15 protein-coding genes and 1 pseudogene are annotated in these 23,753 nt (G+C 42.8%); 7 read left to right on the top strand and 9 right to left on the bottom strand.

The window, feature by feature from the left end:
• Positions 1-1,762: DUF4347 domain-containing protein (locus tag AWU77_RS03235; RefSeq protein ID WP_152625246.1), on the bottom strand; the 1,762-nt coding region annotated here is incomplete at its 3' end.
• A 240-nt stretch (positions 1,763-2,002) separates the two neighbouring features.
• A complete protein-coding gene (locus AWU77_RS03240; protein WP_062059212.1) occupies positions 2,003-2,629 on the bottom strand; it encodes a putative glycoside hydrolase in 627 nt (208 codons plus the stop codon).
• A 296-nt stretch (positions 2,630-2,925) separates the two neighbouring features.
• Between AWU77_RS03240 and AWU77_RS03245 the strand changes: the two genes are divergently transcribed.
• A complete protein-coding gene (locus AWU77_RS03245; protein ID WP_062059214.1) occupies positions 2,926-4,875 on the top strand; it encodes a methyl-accepting chemotaxis protein in 1,950 nt (649 codons plus the stop codon).
• Between the two features lie 68 nt (positions 4,876-4,943).
• Here the strand turns inward: AWU77_RS03245 and AWU77_RS03250 are convergent, their stop codons facing one another.
• From AWU77_RS03250 to AWU77_RS03270, 5 genes and pseudogenes are all read right to left on the bottom strand, one after another.
• Positions 4,944-5,681 carry a phytanoyl-CoA dioxygenase family protein gene (locus AWU77_RS03250; protein ID WP_062059219.1) on the bottom strand — a complete coding sequence of 246 codons (738 nt, stop codon included), beginning with the start codon at positions 5,679-5,681 and terminating at the stop codon, positions 4,944-4,946.
• Between the two features lie 149 nt (positions 5,682-5,830).
• Positions 5,831-6,691, bottom strand: coding sequence for a hypothetical protein (locus tag AWU77_RS03255; RefSeq protein WP_062059220.1), 861 nt, complete (start codon positions 6,689-6,691; stop codon positions 5,831-5,833).
• Between the two features lie 129 nt (positions 6,692-6,820).
• On the bottom strand, positions 6,821-8,722 hold the full coding sequence (locus AWU77_RS03260; protein ID WP_152625247.1) for a di-heme oxidoredictase family protein: 1,902 nt from the start codon (positions 8,720-8,722) through the stop codon (positions 6,821-6,823).
• Positions 8,723-8,973: 251 nt separating this feature from the next.
• Positions 8,974-10,497, bottom strand: a pseudogene (locus tag AWU77_RS20290) (family 31 carbohydrate-binding protein); the annotation flags it as partial.
• A 263-nt stretch (positions 10,498-10,760) separates the two neighbouring features.
• Complete coding sequence (locus tag AWU77_RS03270; RefSeq protein WP_225318679.1) at positions 10,761-11,618, bottom strand: diguanylate cyclase; 858 nt, start codon at positions 11,616-11,618, stop codon at positions 10,761-10,763.
• A 382-nt stretch (positions 11,619-12,000) separates the two neighbouring features.
• Here AWU77_RS03270 and AWU77_RS03275 point away from each other — a divergent pair, with 382 nt between their 5' ends.
• The 5 genes from AWU77_RS03275 (at position 12,001) to AWU77_RS03295 (ending at position 17,716) form a co-directional block, all read left to right on the top strand.
• The gene (locus AWU77_RS03275) at positions 12,001-13,611 is read left to right on the top strand and encodes a glycoside hydrolase family 43 protein (RefSeq protein ID WP_062059230.1); all 1,611 of its coding nucleotides are present in this window, start codon (positions 12,001-12,003) and stop codon (positions 13,609-13,611) included.
• Between the two features lie 15 nt (positions 13,612-13,626).
• Positions 13,627-14,922 carry a hypothetical protein gene (locus AWU77_RS03280; RefSeq protein WP_062059231.1) on the top strand — a complete coding sequence of 432 codons (1,296 nt, stop codon included), beginning with the start codon at positions 13,627-13,629 and terminating at the stop codon, positions 14,920-14,922.
• A gap of 19 nt (positions 14,923-14,941) precedes the next feature.
• Positions 14,942-15,658 carry a phytanoyl-CoA dioxygenase family protein gene (locus AWU77_RS03285; protein ID WP_062059234.1) on the top strand — a complete coding sequence of 239 codons (717 nt, stop codon included), beginning with the start codon at positions 14,942-14,944 and terminating at the stop codon, positions 15,656-15,658.
• A gap of 82 nt (positions 15,659-15,740) precedes the next feature.
• Complete coding sequence (locus AWU77_RS03290; protein WP_062059237.1) at positions 15,741-16,475, top strand: GntR family transcriptional regulator; 735 nt, start codon at positions 15,741-15,743, stop codon at positions 16,473-16,475.
• Between the two features lie 293 nt (positions 16,476-16,768).
• Positions 16,769-17,716 (top strand): ABC transporter substrate-binding protein, encoded by a 948-nt coding sequence (locus AWU77_RS03295; protein ID WP_084617985.1) that lies wholly within the window; start codon positions 16,769-16,771, stop codon positions 17,714-17,716.
• 47 nt (positions 17,717-17,763) lie between these two features.
• On the opposite strand, the gene AWU77_RS03300 is transcribed toward AWU77_RS03295, so the two are convergent.
• On the bottom strand, positions 17,764-18,735 hold the full coding sequence (locus AWU77_RS03300) for a Gfo/Idh/MocA family protein (RefSeq protein ID WP_225318680.1): 972 nt from the start codon (positions 18,733-18,735) through the stop codon (positions 17,764-17,766).
• 35 nt (positions 18,736-18,770) lie between these two features.
• Positions 18,771-20,330, bottom strand: a complete 1,560-nt coding sequence (locus AWU77_RS03305; RefSeq protein WP_062059247.1) for a sugar porter family MFS transporter — start codon at positions 20,328-20,330, stop codon at positions 18,771-18,773.
• A gap of 404 nt (positions 20,331-20,734) precedes the next feature.
• Here AWU77_RS03305 and AWU77_RS03310 point away from each other — a divergent pair, with 404 nt between their 5' ends.
• Positions 20,735-23,710, top strand: a complete 2,976-nt coding sequence (locus AWU77_RS03310; protein WP_062059250.1) for a TonB-dependent receptor — start codon at positions 20,735-20,737, stop codon at positions 23,708-23,710.
• Positions 23,711-23,753: the final 43 nt, after the last annotated feature.

Below are 23,753 nucleotides of genomic sequence, written 5' to 3' on the forward strand. Positions count from 1 at the left end.
GTAATGCACCACCACCCGCTACTTGCGCGCTATAAGTCAGCGTATCGCCCACATCGACATCACTAAACGTGTTGGATGCAAATTGAAAATTAAACGCAGCATCTTCAGTGGCGTTTTGATCGGGGATCGCATTAACAACAGTGGGGGCATCGTTAACTGCAGTAATATCGATAGCTGCACTATCATCAGCCGACAAGCTGCCATCCGATACTGTGAGCGTCAATGTTGCATTAGCTGCAGGAGAATCCGAATCCGCCAAGTAGGAGAGTGTTGCCCCATTCCCTCCCGAAAAGAAATCATTTAATTGAGCAGCGGCTCCAGTAATAATCAAATTGTTAGAGCCATTACCCGAGGTAATCGACACACCAGTTGCCCCCACAACCGCTGTTAATTTGCTCGCTGCATCATTTACAGCCAATGTCACTGTTAACGAATCGCCATCTGCATCAGCGACTGTAATTCCGGTGCCGTGTAAATTAACCGCAACCTGCTCTGTAGCCGAATAATTCGTTAGAGGAATCGATATTGATGGGCTTGAATTTGCTACCGCCAAATTGGTGACTCGAAATGCAAGATCGCGCCCACCAGCATCATCGATTCCGTTAATAATGTAAGTACCATCCGCATAGGTACCCGGATCAAAGATAGAAGCCCGCACTGCATTATCGCCGACGCCCGCGTCAGAGCTAACAGCAAATACATAAGTATTCCCACCGGTAAGCAAAACCTCGTTATCCAACACGAAATTAACCCACTGAAAACCAAAATCAGCATCGGTTGGCGCAATTACAAAAGTCCCCATCGCCAACACATTTCCACCCCAGGCATCCAACAATTGCACGGTCACAGTTTGAGCCCCACCCTGTGCACTGTTGTAGCTCAACATCAAACTAATTTGATCAACAGAAATACCTGAGGGATAACTAAAACTTTGCCCCATTTGAAATGCAGTAAGCGTATCCGAATTTAATGAGGGGTCAGCTGGCTCGCCAGTATCTATGTAAGTGATATCGGCTAAAACACCACTCCAAGCCAAAACTGTATCGGGCGAAAAAAGAGAATTAGTTTCAATGGTTCCTATTTGCCGTTCGAGAACCCAGTCGGCTCCAGCTCGGCTATTACCCGTCAAATTATCACTGGCAGCAATGTCGGCGCCCGTCAATTGATGTAAACGTTGTAAAAAGTTTTCGCCACTCGTATCTGCACCGAGAGTACAACCGTAGAGCAATATATCTGCATCTGCAGTCAACGCAGACCGCCAAGAAGAAATTTGAGTTTTATGCTCCTCAAGATTGCGCTCATTAAGAAGCTGGCCACCCAATTGCAAATTTCCCGCAACCGCGTGAGAAATGAGATGAATGGATGACACGTTGGAAAAATGACTTAGATATTCCGTAATTTGCTCAACACCACCCACGGCCTGATCCAAATACAGAAGTTCGACTGAATTAGCGTCGTATCGAGAATAAATATCAGCTACCAATGTAGAATAATTATCTACACTGGTATCAACAAAAATTACAGTTGTCGAAGTAGCTGTTGTCGCTGAAGATGTGGAATAAACATCATCGAAAGAATCCAAAGCGCCAACCAACACTGGCTCTGTCGGAAAATAAACACTGATTAAATCTAGCGACTCGGCTGCCTGAACAAGGTTATACCCATCAAAATCACCGTATTCAAAAACAGCGGCATCAGCGGTGGCAGAAAATAGTAGGCGAGGCTCAAGAGGTTCAATAAGAGGGCGTCGCTTAGTAGGCATGAATGAAAAAGCTCTGAATAATTAGTTATTCGTCAAATCCATGGCGTACCTTAAAGGCGGTCAAATCTGGCAACTGGCCCCATAAAAACCTCCAAAGAACGCTAAGGCAACACAACCAATATCAATAGCGTTATCGTTACCACATTATAGCACAAAAAACCTCGCCTGCAGCCAGCTTAATTAAATATTCTTATTATTGATTTTTTAGCACCTTTAGCAATAATCAGGGTAGCGTTCTAATTATTCCACCCAGCGAATATTAGCTAAAAGAAGTCGAGCCTTTCCGGTAGTACCAATACTGAACACATCCTCAGTGTAAACGGATGAAAAGTTCTCATAGAGATTATCGTTGAACTCCTTAAGGGTTAATTGAATTGTTTTCCAACCTTCGCCAGCTAAAGGCAGCCGATCCGTAATATCAATCTCTGCTCTCGTGGGATAACTGCCGATCCGAATACCGATTGGCCTGCTTGGGAATGTTTCCACTTTCACATCAAACACTAAGGCGCTATAACGACTAAGATCCAAATAGCCGTGATAAGACTTGTAGAACAATAGGGAAAAACAATTGTCAGGCGTTACACAGCTATCACCGGTAAAATCAATTAATCTGGCTTTAGTCCCGTCAGTCGGCCCATTCACCAACTCGCTGTGAAAAGCACTGGCATCATTGACGGCATAAATTGACCTCCCGAAATCACCACTTTTCATATCACCCAGCAACTCCAATACATCCCGCGTTGGCTTGCCCCGCTCATTAAGCACAATTAATTCTTGAGCAAAAACCAATCCAGAAAAGAATAAATAACTTGCCAGAAGAGAAACCAATGATAAATACAGATGATTCTTTATAACCATAATATTCATGCCACCTTAAAAGTACTGCCCCGGGAAATAAACACCAATTTATACAGCTGAAAAACTTTAATCAGCTTCATAGCGCAAAAAATAATGCTCAAAACAGCTATCTTTCGATTTACTATAGGCTAATGTTAATGTTATCGCTATCGAGTTTATTTGTAGCACAAAGGCATGTGATGCAGAAATATATTCAGCGATAGATCTTAACGAAGAGTATTTCAGCCTACTCAATACTTGGCTGATCTAAGGACAAAGACCATAAATTAAAAAGTTCTTAAACATCCAAAACAGAATCAAAAAGTATGATTAAAACACTCCCCACAAAAGCATCATTTCACTTAGGTGTAATCAAAAAGGCCATTTTCGGTTTTGTGCTCATGACAGGATTAATCGTAATTGTGACCGGCGTTTCCTGGCATATGGGAAGCCAGCTTAAGGGCAACGTAGATACATTGGTGAATCGCGAGATACGCAATTTAGAAGCGGGCAATTATCTAATCGAATCCCTATCAACAGTGGCTAACTGTATTATTCGTTATGTGTCCAGCCAAAAAGTAGAGGATCTTGAAAAAAACAGACAGGAATACGTTGATGCACTAGAGAACTTTCAATCAGATCTAAAGCGCTCTGAGAATCTAGACCTGGCAGATAAAGCCAATCAAATCATCAACTTAAATGTGGTCAAAGAAAATGCTAATGCCGTTATTCTGCAAGCAGATATACTGATGAAGGCTCATGAAGAGTACTTGATCACAAAAAATAAAATCACATCAGACCTGATAGTATTTGGCGAGTTAATCCAGAGTAAAGAAACGCTAGGCAGTATTTCAACCGAAAATTTCAACAAGCTGATTCAATTATACATTGCGCTAAACCAAGCAGAAATTAGTACTGACAACGTAATTATCGAAAAAAACATATCAACGTCTCAACAAATAATAAAAAATATCGACTTTGAACTTTCAAGCGCGACTCAATTAAAAAATCAGTTAATAAAATTTCAGGAAACGAGTGGACTCATAGAAAACATAAAAAAGAGAAATAAATTATTCCAAGAGAAAAATAACGCCTTAAAAAAAATAACGCATTATGAAAACATAAGTAGCAGCCGGGTAAAATTACTGCTATCGCAAGCCTATAAAGCTGTTCTCGATGCAACCAACTCTGCTAGTGCCGATTTCAGCAGAGGCATAAATATACTCGCGATTATATTTAGTGCTTCGGTAGCAATCGCCATTTTTCTCACATTAACCATACCCAACTCTATTCGTCGCCCGTTAAAACTCATGATGAAACTGCTAAACGGGTTGTCGCAAGGAAACTTAAAAGATAAAGCAAACTATAAGAAACCTGATGAATTTGGTGAGCTATGCATAAACTTCGATAACACCATTGATCAACTCAGGCATATAGTTGAAGAAATAACGCAAAGCACAGCACAAATAAACAAGGCAACAGACACCAATGCCAAGGCAGTTTCTACCGCCACAAACGAAGTTATCGCCCAAACTCGCGAGGCAATGAGTGTTGCATCAGCAATGACGGAAATGGAGCAGTCTTTTGCTGAGGTTGCAAACTCAGCATCCCTTACTCATCAACATGTAATGAGCGCCCAAAATATAGCTTCGGACACCAGCCAATCTGTTGCAGAAAACTTAAACATAACACTAATACTTAGCGAACAATTAGGTGAATCCGCTCGACTCACAAATGGTGTTGAAAAACACAGCTCAGATATCAGTCGCGTACTGGATGTGATTCGCAACATCTCTGAGCAAACCAATCTATTGGCATTAAATGCTGCTATTGAAGCGGCGCGAGCTGGAGATCAGGGGAGAGGCTTTGCCGTCGTTGCAGATGAGGTACGCAATCTAGCCAAGAAAACAAATTCATCAGCTATTGAAATTGGCAACATGATTAACAAACTACAAAGCGCGGTAAAAACCTCGGTAGAAAATATGAATAGTTGTGTGCAAGCAATGGAGAAGAGCAGCAAAAAGAATAAGGACGTTGCCAACAATATCAGCGAATTTAATAAGCTGATTAGAGAAATTGTAAATATGGCTTCTCACATTGCCACAGCAACCGAACAGCAACAAAAAACAGCAGCTGAAATATCTCGCAATATTAACGGTATATCGACAAGTACAGCACTCACACAACAAGTATTAGAACAACTCACCACCAGTGGGCAAAGCCTAAATGAACTAGCAATAAAACAAGGAGCAATCGTAGATAAGTTCAAACTGTAGCAATGTAGTAGTAAGGCCTATTTTTTGAGCATTGCGTAGCGTCTAAGCTGCGCAAGCAGCTCATGTATTTAATAACCAACTTTCGCGCCATATGCACCAGGTACTCGCTCTTCAATAACTTTATTGATCGAGAACTGATAACGCATATTGGGATAAACACATATGTCCGTAATATCATCAGGCGTGCCCTGCGGAGCACAACGAAAATTAGTAGATACCCGATATTTACCCTTAAGCGGCAAAACTCTATGCCATGTATGGCCATGCAGAATAACCAATGTGCCTTTTTTGGGTGATAAAATTACCTGCTCGGCATAATCCTTATGGGTTTCAGTACCCGCAGGTAATACACCCAACTTGTGAGAGCCTGGATAGACCACCGTTTGACCACCAGTGTGCTCATTAACATCGTGTGTATAGATAAGCCTATTCATATTAAACTTTTCAGCGTCCTCTGGTGGACAATCTTGATGCCAAGACTGCCCCTTTGTTCCTTGCTTGGAGAACATGACCATACAATACAATGACTTCCAATCGTCATTTAAAATGGCATTCGTTAGATTGATAAAATGTTCACTTTTCTCAATAAGATCAAATTTTTGCTCACCTTCGCGCCGAGGAAACCAGGGGATTACTTCGGTATTGGTCTTTTGCAAAAATTCAGGATTATGGTAGAACGCTGGATCATCACCATAATGGGCAAGAATTAATTTATTTAGATCATCCATTTGTGAAACAGGGAAGAAATCTTCAATAACAATATATCCCTGCTTCCAAAATTGTTCTGAAAAGTCTTGGTAATTCATTTAATGCCTCGCTGATGCTATGATTACCAGAGGCATGATATTTAATTTGATGCAACCCAATTTGCGCCAAATCAAATTTTATTTATTGATTTAATAAAAATTAAAGTCAGAGCCATTTTTATCACCTAACTACAAACAACCTAATGCAACTATTTGATACAGCCTATATCCTTCCAGGACGTTACATTGTGATTAATGATACCCAGCTTAGCCAACACATAATCAATGGTGCCATCAGCTATAAGTTGTTGCATACCTAGCTCAAGCGCTGCAAATATTTTTGCTCCATCAGGGTGGCTTTTACTAACCGCAAAATGCAATGAATCCTTAAATACTATTTTTACGCCATGAATCGGTCGCAACTTAACACCGTAAAAATCTACATTAAGGTCATCACCCGCAGGAAAAGTCGTAATTAAATAATCAGCCCTGCCCGCTCCTACCATGCGAAACATATTTACATAGGTGCGAGCGCTAATCATTTTTGATCCAACACAGCTAATACTCTCTACATCAACTTTCCATCCCGCACTTGTAACAGCAGTGAGCGAAGCCAATTGTTCTCTAGAGTTAGCCATCAATGCATGTTGATTTTCCGGCTTCACAAAAAAGCCTTTAGTAAATGTATTCGGAGGAATGATAGGGGGTGAGATGTAAAAACGGGATATATCCAAATCGCGCCGCCAACCGCCGAAGGCCAAAGCAGCAATTGAACTGCCATCCAGTTCTCGCAGTAAGCGTACATAGACAGGAAATGCCTTGAATTCAATCTTTGGCTCAAGACCGCCTAATTTTATTGCCTCACATAATATTAGAAACTCAGTGAGTATTTGATTATCACTGACCAAGTAATTTCTAGGATCTGGGCACTGCCCGCTTGATAATACGGATTGAAAGGCTTCCAAATGTTCAGTATACACCCCGAGGGAAATGTTAATCTTTTCTGCGAATGCAGAAAGCGGAACAAATGTAGAAAATATAAATAGCCACACTGCAGAAAGATTTTTCATTGTGTCTCCATAGTTTTCGAAGTCACTCGAAAACTAGACAACCCGCTGACTTATCCTAACCACTTATATCCTATAGTTATGAATAATGAAAAATAGCCATGCAAGAGTGCATGGCTATTTTCTGATTAATTACAAACTCCGTAAGAATTTTATAATATTCTCCTGTTCGCCTGCTGTTAGAGCTTCAAAACGATTAATGACCGCATCCGCATCACTGGCTTTGGCACCGGCATTTCTATGCTTAACTATAGCGTCTTTCAACGAAATCGCTCTTCCATCATGTAAAAATATCAGTGGTCGTTTGCGCATATGATGCTTATCCATAGCCTCTTGATTTGAACCTCCATAAAGCGCAATTCCCATCGCCAAATCACCTGCCACTAATTTGTTATTATTCTCCAGCAAATCGATATTACGACCTAAACCCCACAAAGGTGCAGTGCGATAATTTCCATCGGCAACCTGATGTATTTTCATATCAGTATAAGGACGAATCGTTAAATTACGGAATTTTTCAGGGGCATGACTCGTCGTTTTTTGTACCGGCTGGTGACAACCTGCACAGCCAATATCACGGAATAACTTATCCCCCTCTTTTACTCCCGGCTGCTCATAGACTCCAGCAAAACGCGTTGGTACCGTTAAAAATTCAGTGTAGCGATTAATTAATTCCAAGTTTTCGGGCGAAATATCACTGGGATTATTCGGATCAATTTGGTGATCCGCTACAAGTGCATTTTTAATCTGTTGACGCACAGTAGGTACAGTACCTGCCCAAGTAAATCCGGCTTCACGCCCCTCGATATATTGTAGAAGCCCTACACCAAAGACTGGCGGCGCAATGCGTTTGCCGAATGCGGTATCAATGACATCCGAGCCACGGCCATCCCGGTAATGACAATCACCACAGGCAATCGGTGCCCCTTTCTTGATCGAGGATATTTCGCGACCAATACCTGTATCACCTGGATTCGACCCAAGATTTTCCTGACTTGGCATTTCTGCAGTGGCGCGCTGTAATTTCACCCCATGAAACAGATGGTGCCCCCACAAGAAATCATCTACCTCTTTAGGGTCATGCAATGTCGTTAAGTGCTGAGTGAAAATAGCGGCCTTTTCCATAATGACATCATGAATTCCCGCACCGATATGACCGTTTTTAAATTCTCCACCGTAGTTTTTAATATTAAATTGCATGTAAGTGCCACCCTTACCAACCAGCGCTAAACGCGGATCACCAATCGGCGAGTGAAAACCTAAACCAAATGTATAGTACTGATAGGTATTGTAAGTTTGCGAACCAATCGCCCCCACCACACCTGTCATTTCAAAACTGATCGACTGACCATAGCTCCAGCCACCCATTGAATAGGTGCGCTGACCGTTTGATGGCTCAAACTGATAACGCCATGTAGGCAGCTTCTCATCGCCTGCCCCATTTTCCAAACCTTCCAAACGCACCAGCCCCTGATTCTCTGGCAGGTTCAAATCCAGCGTTAAATCGATAACACCATTAGCCGATGTTGACTCGATGGCGTGAATAGAATAACGCGCCAGTTCCGCTAAGCGTGAGGAGTTATGTGTTGCATCGCGAATCGCTTCAGTAACGCCATCATAAGCACGTGGATGACGGAAACGCATCCAGTTCGCACCTACATCATCAAACAGACCACGTTTACTCAAATCCAATCGAGTCCCATCATTAATAAAGAGCGCGGTATATTGATAGGCGCTGTCTTGATCAAAGTCGTGGTTATTACTCATGACGTATTTACCCGCACCAGGATTTTTCATCTTGTAGCGGAAGAAATACCAATAAGTCGATGCAGAAGTACAAGCAGCAGGTATAGTCGCTGTACCATTGGTTATAGCAACTTCAGAAAAATCCATCTGATTAGCAGAGCAAAAAAAACTAACATTTGGCGCAGACACTTCAGCCAATACAGAACCAAATTGGAAATTGACACGATTATTATTAATCGAAAATCCAAATCCATTTTGGCTTACAGGCATATTTGAAGGTGTTTTCAACGCGTGCTGATAAAGCTGACTAGCTACTGGAGTTACTTCAGCATCTGCAACAAACCAAACATTACCTGCACCATCACCTTTACGATCCCCCGGAATTTTATCGGCAGCATAAAAATATAGAGGCTTTCCTTTATAAGCGACCTGTAAGCGACCTGTAAGCGACCATCATCGCGTTTGAAAGTAGAAAGCGCGCCTTTCAAGCTGGTCATAGCGACCAATGCTTTGTTATCAGTCACAACCAATGGAGGCCAGTTCGCCGCACAACCACCTGAGCAATTGCTAACACCTGCGGAATCGTTAGCAAATGTGTAAAGGGTATGACCAAAATACTGCGGATTGTGCAAACCACCTGCAAGATAGTTAGATGCGGTAGCGACATCATGCTGAATATCCAGCGCAGGGTAAATTTCCGGATTTAAACTTGGAGCAATGATGCGTGTACCACCACTGCCAACAGAACCGGAACCGGAGCCCGAATTACCGGAACTACCTCCGCCCGCCCAAGAAAAACTCAAGCTAGGATATTGATCTACTCCCAATCCAGGAACCTTCAACACAGCCTTGTAATTACCGGGAGTCATATTGGTATGTGTGCGCTCCCAGCGACCATTTTTTAATTCAGCACGATAGCAATCTGCATCGCCGTTTTTACAGCTGTAGTAGTCACCACCGCGAGGCCAAGACGAATTATCCTTTACCCAATATAACGCGGTAGTCGCATCAATTTTTTCTACACCAAACGTATCAGTACCTATTGCACTTGAGGATGGATTGCTTGAGCTGCTATCACTTGATATAACAGCAGAAGATTTACTACTAGAACTTAATGGCACCGATGACTTGCTGCTGGAGCTAGGTGTAATTGATGACCAACTACTAGAGCTCACGACCATAGAAGACTTGCTACTAGAACCAGGAACCGAGGATAAAGGTGTGCTGGAACTTGCGGGCAAACTTGAGCTTGCAGTAATTGAAGATGGTGCGCTGGATGAGCTAGGGTTTACTACGCCTGAGTAGCAAGACGTTTGAGAATAGGCATTACCGGGGGTCAAGGTGCCGTCAAATAAGCATTGGCCAATCGCATTATCCTGAATCTTATACCCCACTTTGTAGCTGCTACCCGCATTCAGGCTGCCGAAATTCGCTTCGTAGCGACCATTGGTTTTATTGGCTGATTGGCAGTTGTCATTCAGACACAGAAAAACAAAGCCGCCCGTTTGGCCACCATCGAGATGGTACAAGGTACCTCCAGCTGTTAAACCGAAAACACCGCTGCTGATAGCTTGGCTCGACGCTGAAGACGCGACACTACTGCTCGCCGGTTTACTACTAGATGCAGGCACACTAGATGTCGGCTTGCTGCTTGCTGAAGCCTGACTTGAAGCTGCAGAACTAACGGGCACATTGCCAGAAAAGCATGGGGTAGAGGCTACCGCCTGACCAGGTTTTACCGATGTAGAGGTAATGCACTGGCCGGTCGCATTATCTTGAACTTTGAACTCGATACTGTAGCTAGTGCTGGTGTTTGCAGAGCCAAAACTGCGCTCGTAACGGTTACCCACTTTGGTGGCGGTGCGGCAGTCACCATTCACACAGAGATACACAAAGTTAGCGGACTGGCCGCCATCCAAATGGTAGATGGTTCCGTTAGTTTGCATGCCAAATACGCCTGATTCAGCGGCAGCCACACCGGTAGAAGCGGAGGCGCCGATGATTAGTGCCGCAGGAACAAGCCACCGACCAAACCGCTGTTTGGTAGATAAGTGTTTAGACATAAGTCTTCCCTCATAGAGATGAATACTGATTATTGCTTTTATGTTGAGCCTTAAAGGATTTATCTGGTGAAAAGCTGAAATTATCCGCGCGCTTTGAAGACGCACTTATCATTATGACGAACAAATTATTAACACTATTTTTATGTATATCGCAGATGAACCCTGGGAAAAACTTGTTTGATGTCAATGAGGTGATAAAAAAGCCCCCTAAAAGGGGGCAAGAACACGGAGAGATATGGGTTGGCTCTCCTGACGACACGACATTACAAACTTTCCACATCCAACCACAGTTCTTTACGCTCGATTGGCGTAGCTGAACTAAGGTTTGGATTGGGTATTTCAAAAACTCTTCTATTTTTCAAATTAGCCTTTTCCAAAGCACTTTGTACTGCTTCATTGGCATAAAACATACGATCAAACGAGCCATCCGCTATAGCGCGATTCAATCCCATTTCTATATCACGCCCCAACTCTCTATTGGTATTACTCACAAAAAAGTAAAAAGGCATTTTGTAATGCAGCACTAAATTTTTTTCGACACTCAAATTAAGCTGTGAGAATGCCTCAAGCTCTGACCAAGGTTCGTGCACCCCACGAGGAAAAGCATCAAATCTTCCTCCATCAACCATGTGCATCAAGCCAGAAAACTTCATCGTAGTGACTACTGTCAACCCACCCGCTTTAAGAATTTCTGTATCTGCCCAAGTTCGCCCTTGCCCAAAAGTAATTGCGTTTTTGAGTTGATCAAATGATTCAATGCCATCAAATTTCGATTGAGTATCACGGTTTATAATAAAAACTCTAAATCCGAACATTCCTTTGAAGAGAGGAATTCTAATTGGTAGAAGCTGCTCCTCTTTCTCTTTGTCAGTGGCAGTCCACATGACATGCATTTGCCCTCCCTGAACCTCATTAATTACTCTTAATAAGGTTTTTTCACCTCCCTGCTGAGGTTGAATTTCATATTGTTTATCGGCATAAGAAAGCGCCAAGCGCAACATTTCCAAACAGTAACGATCATTGCTATTTGCAATAGGCGGAGTTGATATTACCTCCGCTACTGACTTACAACTGACAAGCAGCGCAAGCACAGCACACACAAAATGGATATTTCGCAGCATCAAAACGCCCTCAAGAAGATTCCTGTTACCACGTCCTTCTCGGTAGCGATTAAAAAAGGCGATCGAAACTCGATCGCCAAACGATAACCCTCAATACACAGCAAAAGAAATATCAAGGGGTTCCTGAACCAACAACATTAACAAGACAGCTTAGGCGACAACAAAGGTTATTGCTTTAGCGATCAGTTAACGTTAACATTAACGAATAAATAATGGATTGTCAAACAACAAAAATGCAGTTATCACCTGACACAACCAAAATGCACTCAGGCTTCAATAGCCCCTCATACTGTGATACGAAAGCGCTAATTGAAAATTAAGGATGGGGCAATTGTGATTTCACAATGAACTCCAGCACCCCAGTAGAATAAAAAGGTTATTCATGAATAATATTATTACGAATCCGATTCTAAGAGGCTTTAACCCAGACCCCAGTATCATTCGCGTCGATGATGTTTTTTATATTGCAACATCCACCTTTGAATGGTTTCCCGGAGTGCAAATTCATCGTTCAAGAAATCTATCCGAATGGCAGCTCGTTGGCCAAGCGCTCAACAGAAAATCCCAATTGGACATGAAAGGAACTCCTGACTCGTGCGGCGTATGGGCTCCCTGCCTAAGCTACAGCAATGGTATTTTTTATCTGGTTTACAGCAATGTGCGCTCATTTGATGGCCCCTGGAAGGACACCCCTAACTACTTGGTTACAACGACTAACATAGAAGGCTCTTGGTCTGAACCTACCTATCTCAATTCAAATGGATTTGATGCATCTCTTTATCATGATGAGGACGGGAAAAAGTGGCTGGTCAATATGGTTGTCGATCACCGCAACGGAAGGTTTTTTGGCGGCATACAATTACAAGAGTTTGATACAGAAACCAAAGAATTGATTGGCGACACTTACGACATATTCCCTGGCACTGAACTAGGCTGCACTGAAGGCCCTCATATTTATAAAAGAAACGGTTGGTATTACCTCTTGACGGCGGAAGGCGGTACTGAGTACGGCCATGCTGTGTCAATAGCACGCTCAAGGGCAATCACCGGCCCCTATGAGCTGCACCCACATAACCCGATTGTTACGGCAAAAGATGACGCTCAAGCTCATTTTCAGCGAACCGGGCATGGTGACCTGGTAGAAACCGCAACAGGACAATGGTATGCCGTGTACTTGGGCAGCAGACCGTTAATGCCTAGACGCCGGTGCATTCTAGGAAGAGAAACTTTAATTGAGGAAATAGTTTGGGAAAATGACTGGCCTCAGCTTTCCCATCCTGAAAAAACAACAAGGCTACATATACAGGGGTTGAATGCACCCTCCCTACCTTATAAGCCCGCACCCAGTTTGGATCATTTTAATGAGACCAACTTGTCACTTATATGGCAATCATTGCGGGTTCCGATCAATGAATCCTGGTTAAGCTTGCATGAGCGCCCGGGTTATTTGCGCCTGCGCGGCAGGGAATCACTTAGCTCTACACATTCGCAAAGCTTTATAGCTCGAAGACTTCAAGCTTTCCATGTTCAAGCAAGTTGCCAATTAGATTTTCAGCCGGAATCATTTCAACAAATGGCAGGTTTGGTGTGCTACTACAATACCAACCACTATATTTATTTGTATGTATCAGCTGCAGATGCTCAACCTAATAAAAACCAACTTAAAATCATGAAGGTTGATAACGGAGTTGCCACTGAACCTGAAACAGCCATAACCGTTTTCTCTCGGCATGAGCCCGTGCACTTAAAACTAAATTGGAATAAGTCATCACTTCAGTTTTCTTACTCGCACACCAATGCTCCGGGCTCCTGGGTATCCATAGGGCCAGAACTTGATGGCAGCATACTGTCTGACGATTACGTTCGATACGGAGGGCACAAGTATCGTGCCGCCTTTACCGGTGCCTTTATAGGCTTAAATTGCCAGGATTTAACCGGCAAAGGAATTACCGCTGATTTTGATTGGTTTTCTTATGAAGAGTTTGATGAATAACAATATGAGGTAGGTATGTATAAATCAAATGCGAAATATAAAGCTTTGCCGCTGCTACTGTTAATAGGACTGACAGGATGCAAAAAAGATTCCGCTGACAACCAATCAGCTACTGCGCCAGTAGAAGATAAAACCCAGTCAGTTGCCAGCTCATCACCATCGCTGGCCGCGAAACTTTTGCCGGATAATGACAAAGTGCTTTTCATAATGGGGCAAGATACAGAAACCCTGAATGCATTCAAGACAGACGTATTAGATAAGGACGCCAACTTTCCCTATCCTGGTGGAGTGACGTTATACACCAAAATCGCTCACTCCTTTAAATTTGGCAGCCTTGCCGGCGTCACCTCCGATGTTGATTATGGATCAGGAAGAAATAATTTTGTTGAAACTCTAAATCAATTCCCTGGCGCGGCGCTAGCCGTTGGCTTGGACATTACCGATGCACACGATGACTGCAAATCCATACCCACTAAAGCCGTTGCAGGGCTTGTGGATGGAGAGGTAACGCCTGAGCTGGTGTCCTATTATCGCAGTGAAGTAGATAAACTGCTGACCTTCCTCAAAGAGTCAGATCGTCAGATATTCTTGCGCATAGGCTATGAATTCGATGGTCCTTGGAATTGCTATAACCCGGAAGCATATAAGGAAACTTTCCGCTTTATCAAACAGCGAATCGACGTATTGGATGCAAAAAATATTGCTACCGTATGGCAAACTGCCTCATGGTTACGCGACCAAGGTATATACAAAGTCAGCGATCCGAATCATTTAGAGACCTACTATCCCGGCGATGATGTTGTAGACTGGGTTTCATTTTCCAAATTTTATGGCGAGCATTATCGTAAATACCAATGGAATTGCGACGCGTTAAATCCCGAGTGGTTTACACCACAGGTTAGCGCTGTGTCCCAACATGATCGCGTGTTAAACTTTGCTCGCGCCCATCACAAACCTGTCATGATCTCCGAAGCTGCACCAGCCGCATTTAGCACCTCCACACTAACAGCAAGCTGCATATTTACCAATCACCCAGTAGCCATCACTGTCGATGATTTATGGGAAACCTGGTATCAGGACTACTTTGACTATATTGAGGAAAATCGCGATGTAATTCGCGCTGCTGCTTACATCAACACTAATTGGCATACGCAATCCATGTGGTATTGCGAACCAGAAGCTACCGCAGGTGCCGAAGGATGCAAGCAGAGTTATTGGGGAGACAGTCGCATTGAAGGCAACCCTATTATTCTGGAAAGGTTTTCCAAAGAAATTTCCAAGTCACATTTTGTACAGAAAAGTCGTCCCTGATTAGGTGGAATTTACAGTTATGAATTATCAACAACTTGCAGAACAATTTTGGCGCGATGGCTACATCATGCTGGAAAACTTTTTCTCAGCAGAATTAATGGATAGCTACAACCAAAAAATTCTGGATCATTTTGGTGAGTCGCCAGAGTTCTCACATAACGCAGAATTTTTAGAAAAGTCCGAAACTGAAGTGATCCCTTGGTTTCCGCAACGTGAAGGCGAGCATCTATTTGATACGGTAGAGCACGACCCTCGGCTCGTAGCGCTTACTCAAGCTATTCTTGGTGATGACTGGTATACCCAATACTGCATGGTGATGTTTTCAAGGCAAGGCACTAAGGGGCAAGCTTGGCATCAAGACTGCCCACCGGAAGACTCATCTCGCTTTAACATGAACCGCTTGATCTACACCATGGATATCACCGAAGAAACGGGCGGCTACACTATGGCAGTAAAAGGTTCTCACAAAATAGGTTTACTACCAGCGTGTGATCACGATGTTGATTTTCCCGAGCAGCAAACATTTATCCCTAAAAAGGGCACACTTATTCTGCTGCATGGTCATACCTGGCACAAAGTATTGCCGGTTACAGGTAAATATCGTGTATCGACCAATTATCGCTCTGCCCCAATAGGAACACCCGAAAACATTACAGACATATGTGTCTATCGCAACATGCGTTATCAATTTTCTACCAGCTCTGTAGTAGAGGACAGACTACAAGGCGCAGTATGAATTTAACAACACATTAATATCAATTCTCAATAATGGCTACTTATACGTAGTCATTATTTGTTAACAAATCGGTACGACTATCATGGCTATGCAATCTCTCACAAATATGAATACCCCGCCCAATGCGCTGTCTTACCATAGACCTGCCGCGAGCCAAATTTTTGAATTTGTTCGCAATGCAATTATAAGTATGAAGTTGATGCCAGGCCAGTTGATCTCTGAAACAGCTCTCGCGCAAGAGTTTGGAGTTAGCAGAACCCCCGTAAGAGAAGCCTTGATTAAGCTCAACAACATCGGATTCATTGAAGTACTCCCGCAAAGGGGAACCTATGTATCTAAATTAAGTATGGAAAAAATTCTTGAAGCCAGATTTATTAGAGAGGCACTGGAAATATCGGTAGTAAGCCAACTTGCAGCCAATTCAGATGACAGCCTAAGAAATGAAGTGGTATTGGCTTGCGAAAAAATTATCACCGAACAGAAGAACGCGGTGAAAGCCAATGATTCACTGACATTTCAGCTGTTGGATGATGAGTTTCATCAAACTCTCGCCAAATTTGTTCCTTATCCAAGAGTTGGACATTTGATTGAAAGCGAAAAAGCCCACATGGATAGAATACGCAATCTAAGTTTTAACTTATCAGATCAATACAAGCGCGTCATAACGCAACACGCAGCAATTCTAAATGCCATAAAAATTGGCGCAGTAGAAAAATCAATACAATCCATGAGCCTACACATGCAGGATGTTTTTAATATTTTAAAATTGATTCCACAAGAACATCCGGAATACTTTACAGACGATAAAAATAACTAAAAGCCCTATATTTATAATGTATTCAAATAAAAACTACACATCAGACAGTTACGCCCTTAAGGATCAGAGCCATTTCCAACAATCGTCATCACTACCCTCCCTTTGCCAATAACAGAACTTCCCAGACTTCACTAGCCTCACCTATCTAGAATTTAAGATTTCCTTTCTCAGCAAGATGGCACTTAAATCATGATCTATAATAGGCATTATGGTGAAGCCTAACTTCAGTCTGTCCTTTTAGAATTGTTTCCTGCTTGAATTCAAATGCCATTTACTCACCATAGGTTTTAACCATGGTTTACTTACCTCCCTACATATTTACAAGGGCCCATCGAGCAGGTTTATTTACGCTAATACACTGGTATTGCATCTGGGGTATACTGTTATTTGGGTTTCACTCCTCTTTAGTCTTTGCCGATTCGATAGAAAACAGTTCCAACTCGAAAGCAAGAATCGTTTACTACCCAGGATCGGACTCAAACTACAACAATGACTCTCGCAATCACTTCTACATAGAATTATTAAAAAAGGCCTTGAATGCCTCAGGTGAACAGTATCAAGTTAAGGAACTCGGGCGCGGCTTTTCCGCTACGCGTCAATTTCAATTAATCCAACGAGGCGACTTGTCAGTAGCATGGAATTTTAGTGACCCGGAAAGAGACCCGTCTTTTCGGCAAATTCCATTTCCGATTGATCGCGGTTTAATGGGATGGCGCTTGCTTCTTGTCCGTGACAACCAGCAAGCAGCCTTTTCAGAAATCACCCAAATATCCGAATTAGCGCATTTGCGTTGCGGACAGGGTCAGGCCTGGCAAGACACAAAAATTCTTCAACACAATGAACTCAGTGTTTCACCTACCCCTAGCTATGAAGGATTGTTCAAAATGCTACAAACGGGGCATATAGACTATCTTCCCCGCTCAATTTTAGAGATCTATTCTGAGCTGAATAACCATCAACATCTAAATCTGGCGATTGATAAGCACCTAATGATCTATTACCCAACAGCTTTTTATTATTTTGTTAACAAAGAAAACGCTGAACTCGCTAATGCCATAGAAAGAGGATTGCAAACTCTTTATGCGCGCGGTGAGTTTGATAAATTGTTTTGGCAATATCACGGCGATAGCATTACTCAAGCTAATATAAAAAACCGAAAAATATTGAAACTTAACAATCCATTTCTATCAGATGAAAATCGAAACAACTTATATCGTTACTGGCTACCATTACCCCCCTGAACACATACCTCCGATCAGACACAGAAAACTCTTTCGTCGATGCGAACCTATCCAAGACAATTCCACTCGGTCTTGATGAGTTCCATCAGCCGCTGAAAACGCAAACTTGCACTATGCGGCACTACATCTGATTGGATTTTACCCGCTAAAATATCGCAGCTTGCCGACTCAATTTGATAATCAAAACCAAGTGTTGTTCGACCATCAAAAAATGCATCTACCTGCTCATCCAATTTATATAAATAGCATTTATCAGCACGCCAAAAATCAGGAATAGCAATATAACCATCCGTACCGATCACATAAGTCCAGTTTTGCAGCTTGGCACTGAAGGAGCTACCAATAGTGGCAATTGCATTCGGGTAAGTAATAATAGTTGATACGTCAGTCTCTACACCGTTAGGAGCCAGTTTTACACTCGAATAATGTTGCAACAAGTCTTCTTGGATAAACATATGCGCCATAGCAACGGGATAAACACCCATCTCCAACAAACACCCGCCAGCTAAAGCAGCGTCATATTCACGACGATCAGGGTCATAAGGAAGAGGATAACCAAAATCAGATTTAACATGACGAATCTGGCCGATGCGCCCCTGCTCCACCCAGCGCTTTGCCTGAACAACCGCCGGTAAAAAATAAGTCCACATCGCTTCCATAAAAAAACAATTCATACTTTTTGCGCATGCAATAAGCTCTTCACACTCTGCAGCACTAACCGTTACAGGCTTTTCACACAGTACATGCTTGCCCGCTTTCAGCGCATCCAATACCTGCTGAACATGAAGATTGTGTGGCGTTGCTATATAGATCGCATCAACATCTGCATCATGATACAGCTCATCATAATTTCCATATTGTTTTTCTATGTCATACTCAGAAGCAAAAGAGGTAGCATTGCCCAAACTACGTGCAGCAACAGCAACCAATTCAGCCGATTTCGTATGAGCTATATCTTTAGCGAAGGTGTGCGCGATACGCCCTGCTCCAACAATTCCCCATCGAACTTTTTTATTCACAGATATATCCCCTTTGAAACTCATTGCTGAAAAATCTAAAAATGTTTATTCGAAAGCGACTCTTCCAGCTGCTCCAATGATTTACCTTTAGTTTCAGGCAGGTATTTACAGACAAATAGCAATCCAAGAACGGCAAAGGCTCCAAATATGATAAAGGTGAACGCAGCACCAAGGTTCTCCAATTGCCAAGGGAAGAATAACTGCACCGCAAAGCTCACCACACTGTTAATAACGCCGACAAATGCCATAGCAACGCCGCGCACTTGATTTGGAAATATCTCTGAAAGCAAAACCCACATCACGGGACCCAGTGAAACCGCAAAAGCCGCTACAAAACCAAATATTCCAATTAAAATCAGTGTTACATTAATTTGGGTGGCACTTTTCAAGAGTACAGGCTCATACTCTTTCGCCAATTTATCGCCCAAATTCAAACGAAGGTCCCGCTTAAAATCCACATCACTCATATAAATTTTATCGATCATCGGTGCCAATTTATCGATTTCAATCTGCTCAACAGAATGTTGGATATTTTCGGCTGTCAACTGATACTTAGCCTGAGAAAATCCGTAACCACAGATACCCATACTTATCACGACCCCAACCAAACCAACAATCAATAGGGGTTTGCGTCCCAGGCGGTCGATTACTAGCATAGCGACAATGGTAAAAACAACATTCACTATGCCAATCCAGATAGCCTGAGCAAAAGCAGCATTTGTTCCTAAACCGCTCTGCTCAAAAATGGTCGGCGCGTAAAAGTAAACAGCATTAACTCCCGTTGCCTGCTGAATAATTGAAACCACAATGCCAACGAATAAAATAAATCGTGTTTTGTTCTCAAACAAACTCAGAATTTTCCTGAATAGACTTGCATCGTGCATATCATCAGGTTTTACAGCCAACTGTTCGTTAATTTCAGCTGCTAGCATCAGACGATTCAACAGAATACTTGCTTCTTGTTTACGATTATTGAGGATTAGCCAACGTGGGCTCTCGGGAATAAACAACAACAGAACGAAATAAATTAAAGCTGGAATCAACTCTGCACCTAACATCACCCTCCACAGCTGTTCGCTTGTAAACCATGAGTAATACAGATCGCTTTTTGACTCAACCAAACTCATGAGGCCGTAATTGGAAAAATAAGCCGCAGAAAAACCCAAGACAATATTTAATTGATTTATCGATACATACTTACCACGTAATGCAGCAGGCGATATTTCCGCAATATATACAGGAGCAACCATTAAAGACGCGAAGGCTAAACCGCCGATGAAACGGAAAATAACCAACATCCAATAGCCATTGGCGAAAGCACATCCAATCACCGAAACCAGATAAAGAAAAGCGATCAGTAGTAATATTTTTTTTCGCCCATAGCAATCAATCAGATAACCCACAAAACAGGCCGCAATAATCGCCCCCAGCGTTGGAGCACCAACCACCAAACCCTGTTGTAAAGAGCCTAATGCGTACTGATTACTTATCTGACTTATCGTTCCAGAAATAACTGAGGCATCGAATCCAAAAACAAAGCCCCCTAGCGAGACCAAAATCGCCAAACCAAGACTATTATATTTGTTATAAGCCATTCAAATTTACCGCCTGATGATTATTAAAATAATAAAACTCTGCTTAGATTCAGCTATTAAGCTCCAATAATTACAGTCTATTAAGAGCGATTTAGCTAATGGGAATTCCCCAAATACCAACCTTAAGCTACAGCTTGTTCGTTTTTCTATCGTGGCTATCCAGAAACCTGCAACCCCCCTCTTGCAAAAGGTCAAAGCAGTTGTTAACGTTAACCGTATCGATAGAGTATATCGATATCGGCGCCAAATTAAAACGAGCCCCCATCAAAAAAACATCTTTTGATTGTTCGTATGGGCTTGGTGCAAAACAAGTAACATCGGCATTTATTCACTGTTGCAGCTCTTAAATGCCTAATATTTATGATAAAAACTCTAAGGGGAAGAAAATAATGAGGCAGTTAGACATGAAAAGAAAAGTTCTCTCAGTAGCTATTGCTACGGTTGTAGGGACCTTGACATCAAGTGCAGTACTTGCACAAGACAACTCCGTTGAAGAAGTTGTTGTGACCGGTATTCGCGGCTCTCTTGAGCGCTCCATGGACGTCAAACGCGAATCTTCAGGCGTAGTAGATGCGATATCTGCTGAAGACATGGGTAAGTTTCCTGACACCAACCTTGCAGAATCACTTCAGCGCATCACAGGCGTGTCTATTAACCGCCAAAACGGTGAAGGCTCCCGAGTCACCGTCCGTGGATTTGGCCCAGACTTCAATCTGGTAACCTTAAACAATCGCTATATGCCTGCCGCTGCTACAGACCGCAATGTAAACAGTTCCCGTGCATTCAACTTTAACGAAATCGCTGCAGAAGCAGTTTCAGGGGTAGAGGTTTACAAAACAGCAAAAGCTAATGTTGCATCAGGTGGTATAGGTGCAACTATCAACATCAAAACCGCGAAACCATTTGACCTCAACGAGACCAAAGCGGTAGTTTCTTTTAAGGGTGTTGCAGATACTGTAGAAGAGGGAGACTCCATTACTCCTGAATTATCAGGAATTTTCAGCACTAAATTTGCTGATGACAAAGTGGGCGTATTAATAAATGCGTCCTATCAAGAGCGCGACAACAGAGAGCAAATCAGCGCAACAGACGGCTGGCTTCCAAGCTCATTAAATGGAATTCCAGCGGCAAATCTGGATTTATCTGCGACCCAAGGTAATGCAGACTGGTCTGGCTCCACCTGGATGCCCCAAAATTACAATGTGGATATCTCTGATCACGAACGTAAGCGCTTGAATGCTCAAGGTGTTGTCCAATTTGCAGCCACTGACACGGTAACAGCTACTCTCGATTACACTATGTCTCATTTCGAAGATGACATTAATCGCAACCAATTAGGGATTTGGTTTAATGGTGGTGCCGGTGTAACCGGCAAGGTTGACGAGAATGGCACTTTAACTTCCTTTACTCAGACAAACTCCAATACCGACTTCTTCGGCTATACAGATCACATTGAAACAGAAAATGAATCAGTTGGCTTCAATCTCGAGTGGCAGACTACAGATAGCCTGAATCTGAACCTTGATATCCACTCATCTGAATCGGTTGCTCAACCAGATAGAGATGCCAATGAACAATTTGTTATTTCTGGCCAACCCGGCGTAACTGCAATCACCATGGATTATGGTAACGGCAAAGATCTTCCTGGAATGGTAATCAATGACACCAACTATCGCGATGGCAGTAGAACACTTCCCGATGGAACTCCCATTACCGGGGGCATATATGATCTCGCATCAGTTAGCTCATTATTTGTTGCCGCGAATGCCACTTACCAAAAAACAGAAGTTGATCAAGTTCAATTGAATGGCGTTTGGGATAATGCTAGCGACGACGCTTTGAAAAAAGTGGGCTTTGGCTTGGGTCACGTTGATTATACAACCAATACCCAACGCCGCCAAAGCCAGAGAAGTACCGGTTATTACGGAGGCTTCCCATTTGAACCCGTTGGCAATATTGATACTAGCTATTGGAAAGCTGTTGATATTTCAGGTTTGCTGGACGGATTTAGCGGCACTGAAAATTTGCCATCGCAATTATATAGCTATGATGTTAAGCGACATATTGCAGACTTAGAAAGTCTTTATGATCCTCTACGCGGTCAAAACCATCCCGCATATGGTGATCTTGTCATTGATAATTATCTAACTACATTGACAGATGCAGATCTTAAGCAAGATCACATAATCAATGAAAAGACCACCTCAGCCTATGTTCAGTTAGATTTCGAATCTGAATTTAACGGTATGCCATTAAATACCGTCGCGGGTGTTCGATACGAGCACACCGAAGTAAATGCGTCCAGCTTGGTGCCAAATTACACTAATATGCGCTGGAATTCTGGCAATGAAATGAGCATGGTTAGGGAAGATACCAAGTTCTACTCAGATGTAGACAGTGAGTATGATGTTTTCTTGCCAAACCTCGATGTAAGCTTGGAGTTCGTTGAAGATTTAGTGGGTCGTTTCAGCTATGGCAAGTCACTCTCTCGCCCAGATTTGAACGCCATGCGCGAAACCTTTACACCAGGTGAGACAAAAGCATTTACCAATCTCACTGCAAACAAAGGCAACTCTGCCCTGCTACCTTACCTTGCTCAAAACCTGGATCTTAGCTTGGAGTGGTACTATGCTGATTCAAGCTATGCATCTGCTGGTTATTATAGAAAAATCGTTGATAATTTTATTGTAACCCGCGAAGAAATTGTCACTATTCCAGGTGTGCGCAATCCGGCTAATGGTCCACGTGCAGCAGAAGCGATTGCACAAGTAACTGCGGCAGGCGGTGACCCAACTGACCAAGCTCAAGTACTCGCACAGGTACAAGCAAATGACGTTGCTTCGGGCGGATCAGGTATCATCGTTGGTAACTCAGATGACCCATTGGCTGAATTTAGAACCACTCTGCCAAAAAATGAAGAGTCAGCAACTATTGATGGCTGGGAATTCAACATTCAACATGTGTTCGGCGAATCTGGTTTTGGAGCATCTGCAAACTACACCTTGGTAAACGGTGATGTTGAATACGATGTAAATAAACTTGGAGAAGCATTCGCGCTAACAGGCCTAAGTGATTCAGCAAACCTTTCTGGTTTTTATGAAAATCACGGAATCCAAGTTCGCCTTGCTTATAACTGGCGCGATGAGTTCCTAGCAGGCATAGGTCAACTTCGTGTTGCAAATGAGCCAACCTTTGTTGAAGAGTATGGCCAATGGGATCTTAATGTTAGTTATGAGATCAATGAAATGTTTACCGTGTTCGTTGAAGGGCTAAACATTACTGACGAAGTCCAACGTGCTCATGGGCGCTGGGAGAATCAGTTAGTTTTTGCTCGCCAATATGGTCCTCGTTACAACATTGGTGTTCGTGCAACATTCTAATTTGTGAGAGCCGCCAAAAAGGGTCGCCTATATGGCGACCCTT

Origin of the sequence: Cellvibrio sp. OA-2007 (assembly GCF_000953825.1) — a bacterium.
Taxonomy (GTDB): Bacteria; Pseudomonadota; Gammaproteobacteria; order Pseudomonadales; family Cellvibrionaceae; genus Cellvibrio.

Coding starts and splice junctions, on each gene's coding strand:
- AWU77_RS03240 (WP_062059212.1), bottom strand. CDS start 2,629: ATGAATATTATGGTTATAAAGAATCATCTGTATTTATCATTGGTTTCT.
- AWU77_RS03245 (WP_062059214.1), top strand. CDS start 2,926: ATGATTAAAACACTCCCCACAAAAGCATCATTTCACTTAGGTGTAATC.
- AWU77_RS03250 (WP_062059219.1), bottom strand. CDS start 5,681: ATGAATTACCAAGACTTTTCAGAACAATTTTGGAAGCAGGGATATATT.
- AWU77_RS03255 (WP_062059220.1), bottom strand. CDS start 6,691: ATGAAAAATCTTTCTGCAGTGTGGCTATTTATATTTTCTACATTTGTT.
- AWU77_RS03270 (WP_225318679.1), bottom strand. CDS start 11,618: ATGCTGCGAAATATCCATTTTGTGTGTGCTGTGCTTGCGCTGCTTGTC.
- AWU77_RS03275 (WP_062059230.1), top strand. CDS start 12,001: ATGAATAATATTATTACGAATCCGATTCTAAGAGGCTTTAACCCAGAC.
- AWU77_RS03280 (WP_062059231.1), top strand. CDS start 13,627: ATGTATAAATCAAATGCGAAATATAAAGCTTTGCCGCTGCTACTGTTA.
- AWU77_RS03285 (WP_062059234.1), top strand. CDS start 14,942: ATGAATTATCAACAACTTGCAGAACAATTTTGGCGCGATGGCTACATC.
- AWU77_RS03290 (WP_062059237.1), top strand. CDS start 15,741: ATGGCTATGCAATCTCTCACAAATATGAATACCCCGCCCAATGCGCTG.
- AWU77_RS03295 (WP_084617985.1), top strand. CDS start 16,769: ATGGTTTACTTACCTCCCTACATATTTACAAGGGCCCATCGAGCAGGT.
- AWU77_RS03305 (WP_062059247.1), bottom strand. CDS start 20,330: ATGGCTTATAACAAATATAATAGTCTTGGTTTGGCGATTTTGGTCTCG.
- AWU77_RS03310 (WP_062059250.1), top strand. CDS start 20,735: ATGAAAAGAAAAGTTCTCTCAGTAGCTATTGCTACGGTTGTAGGGACC.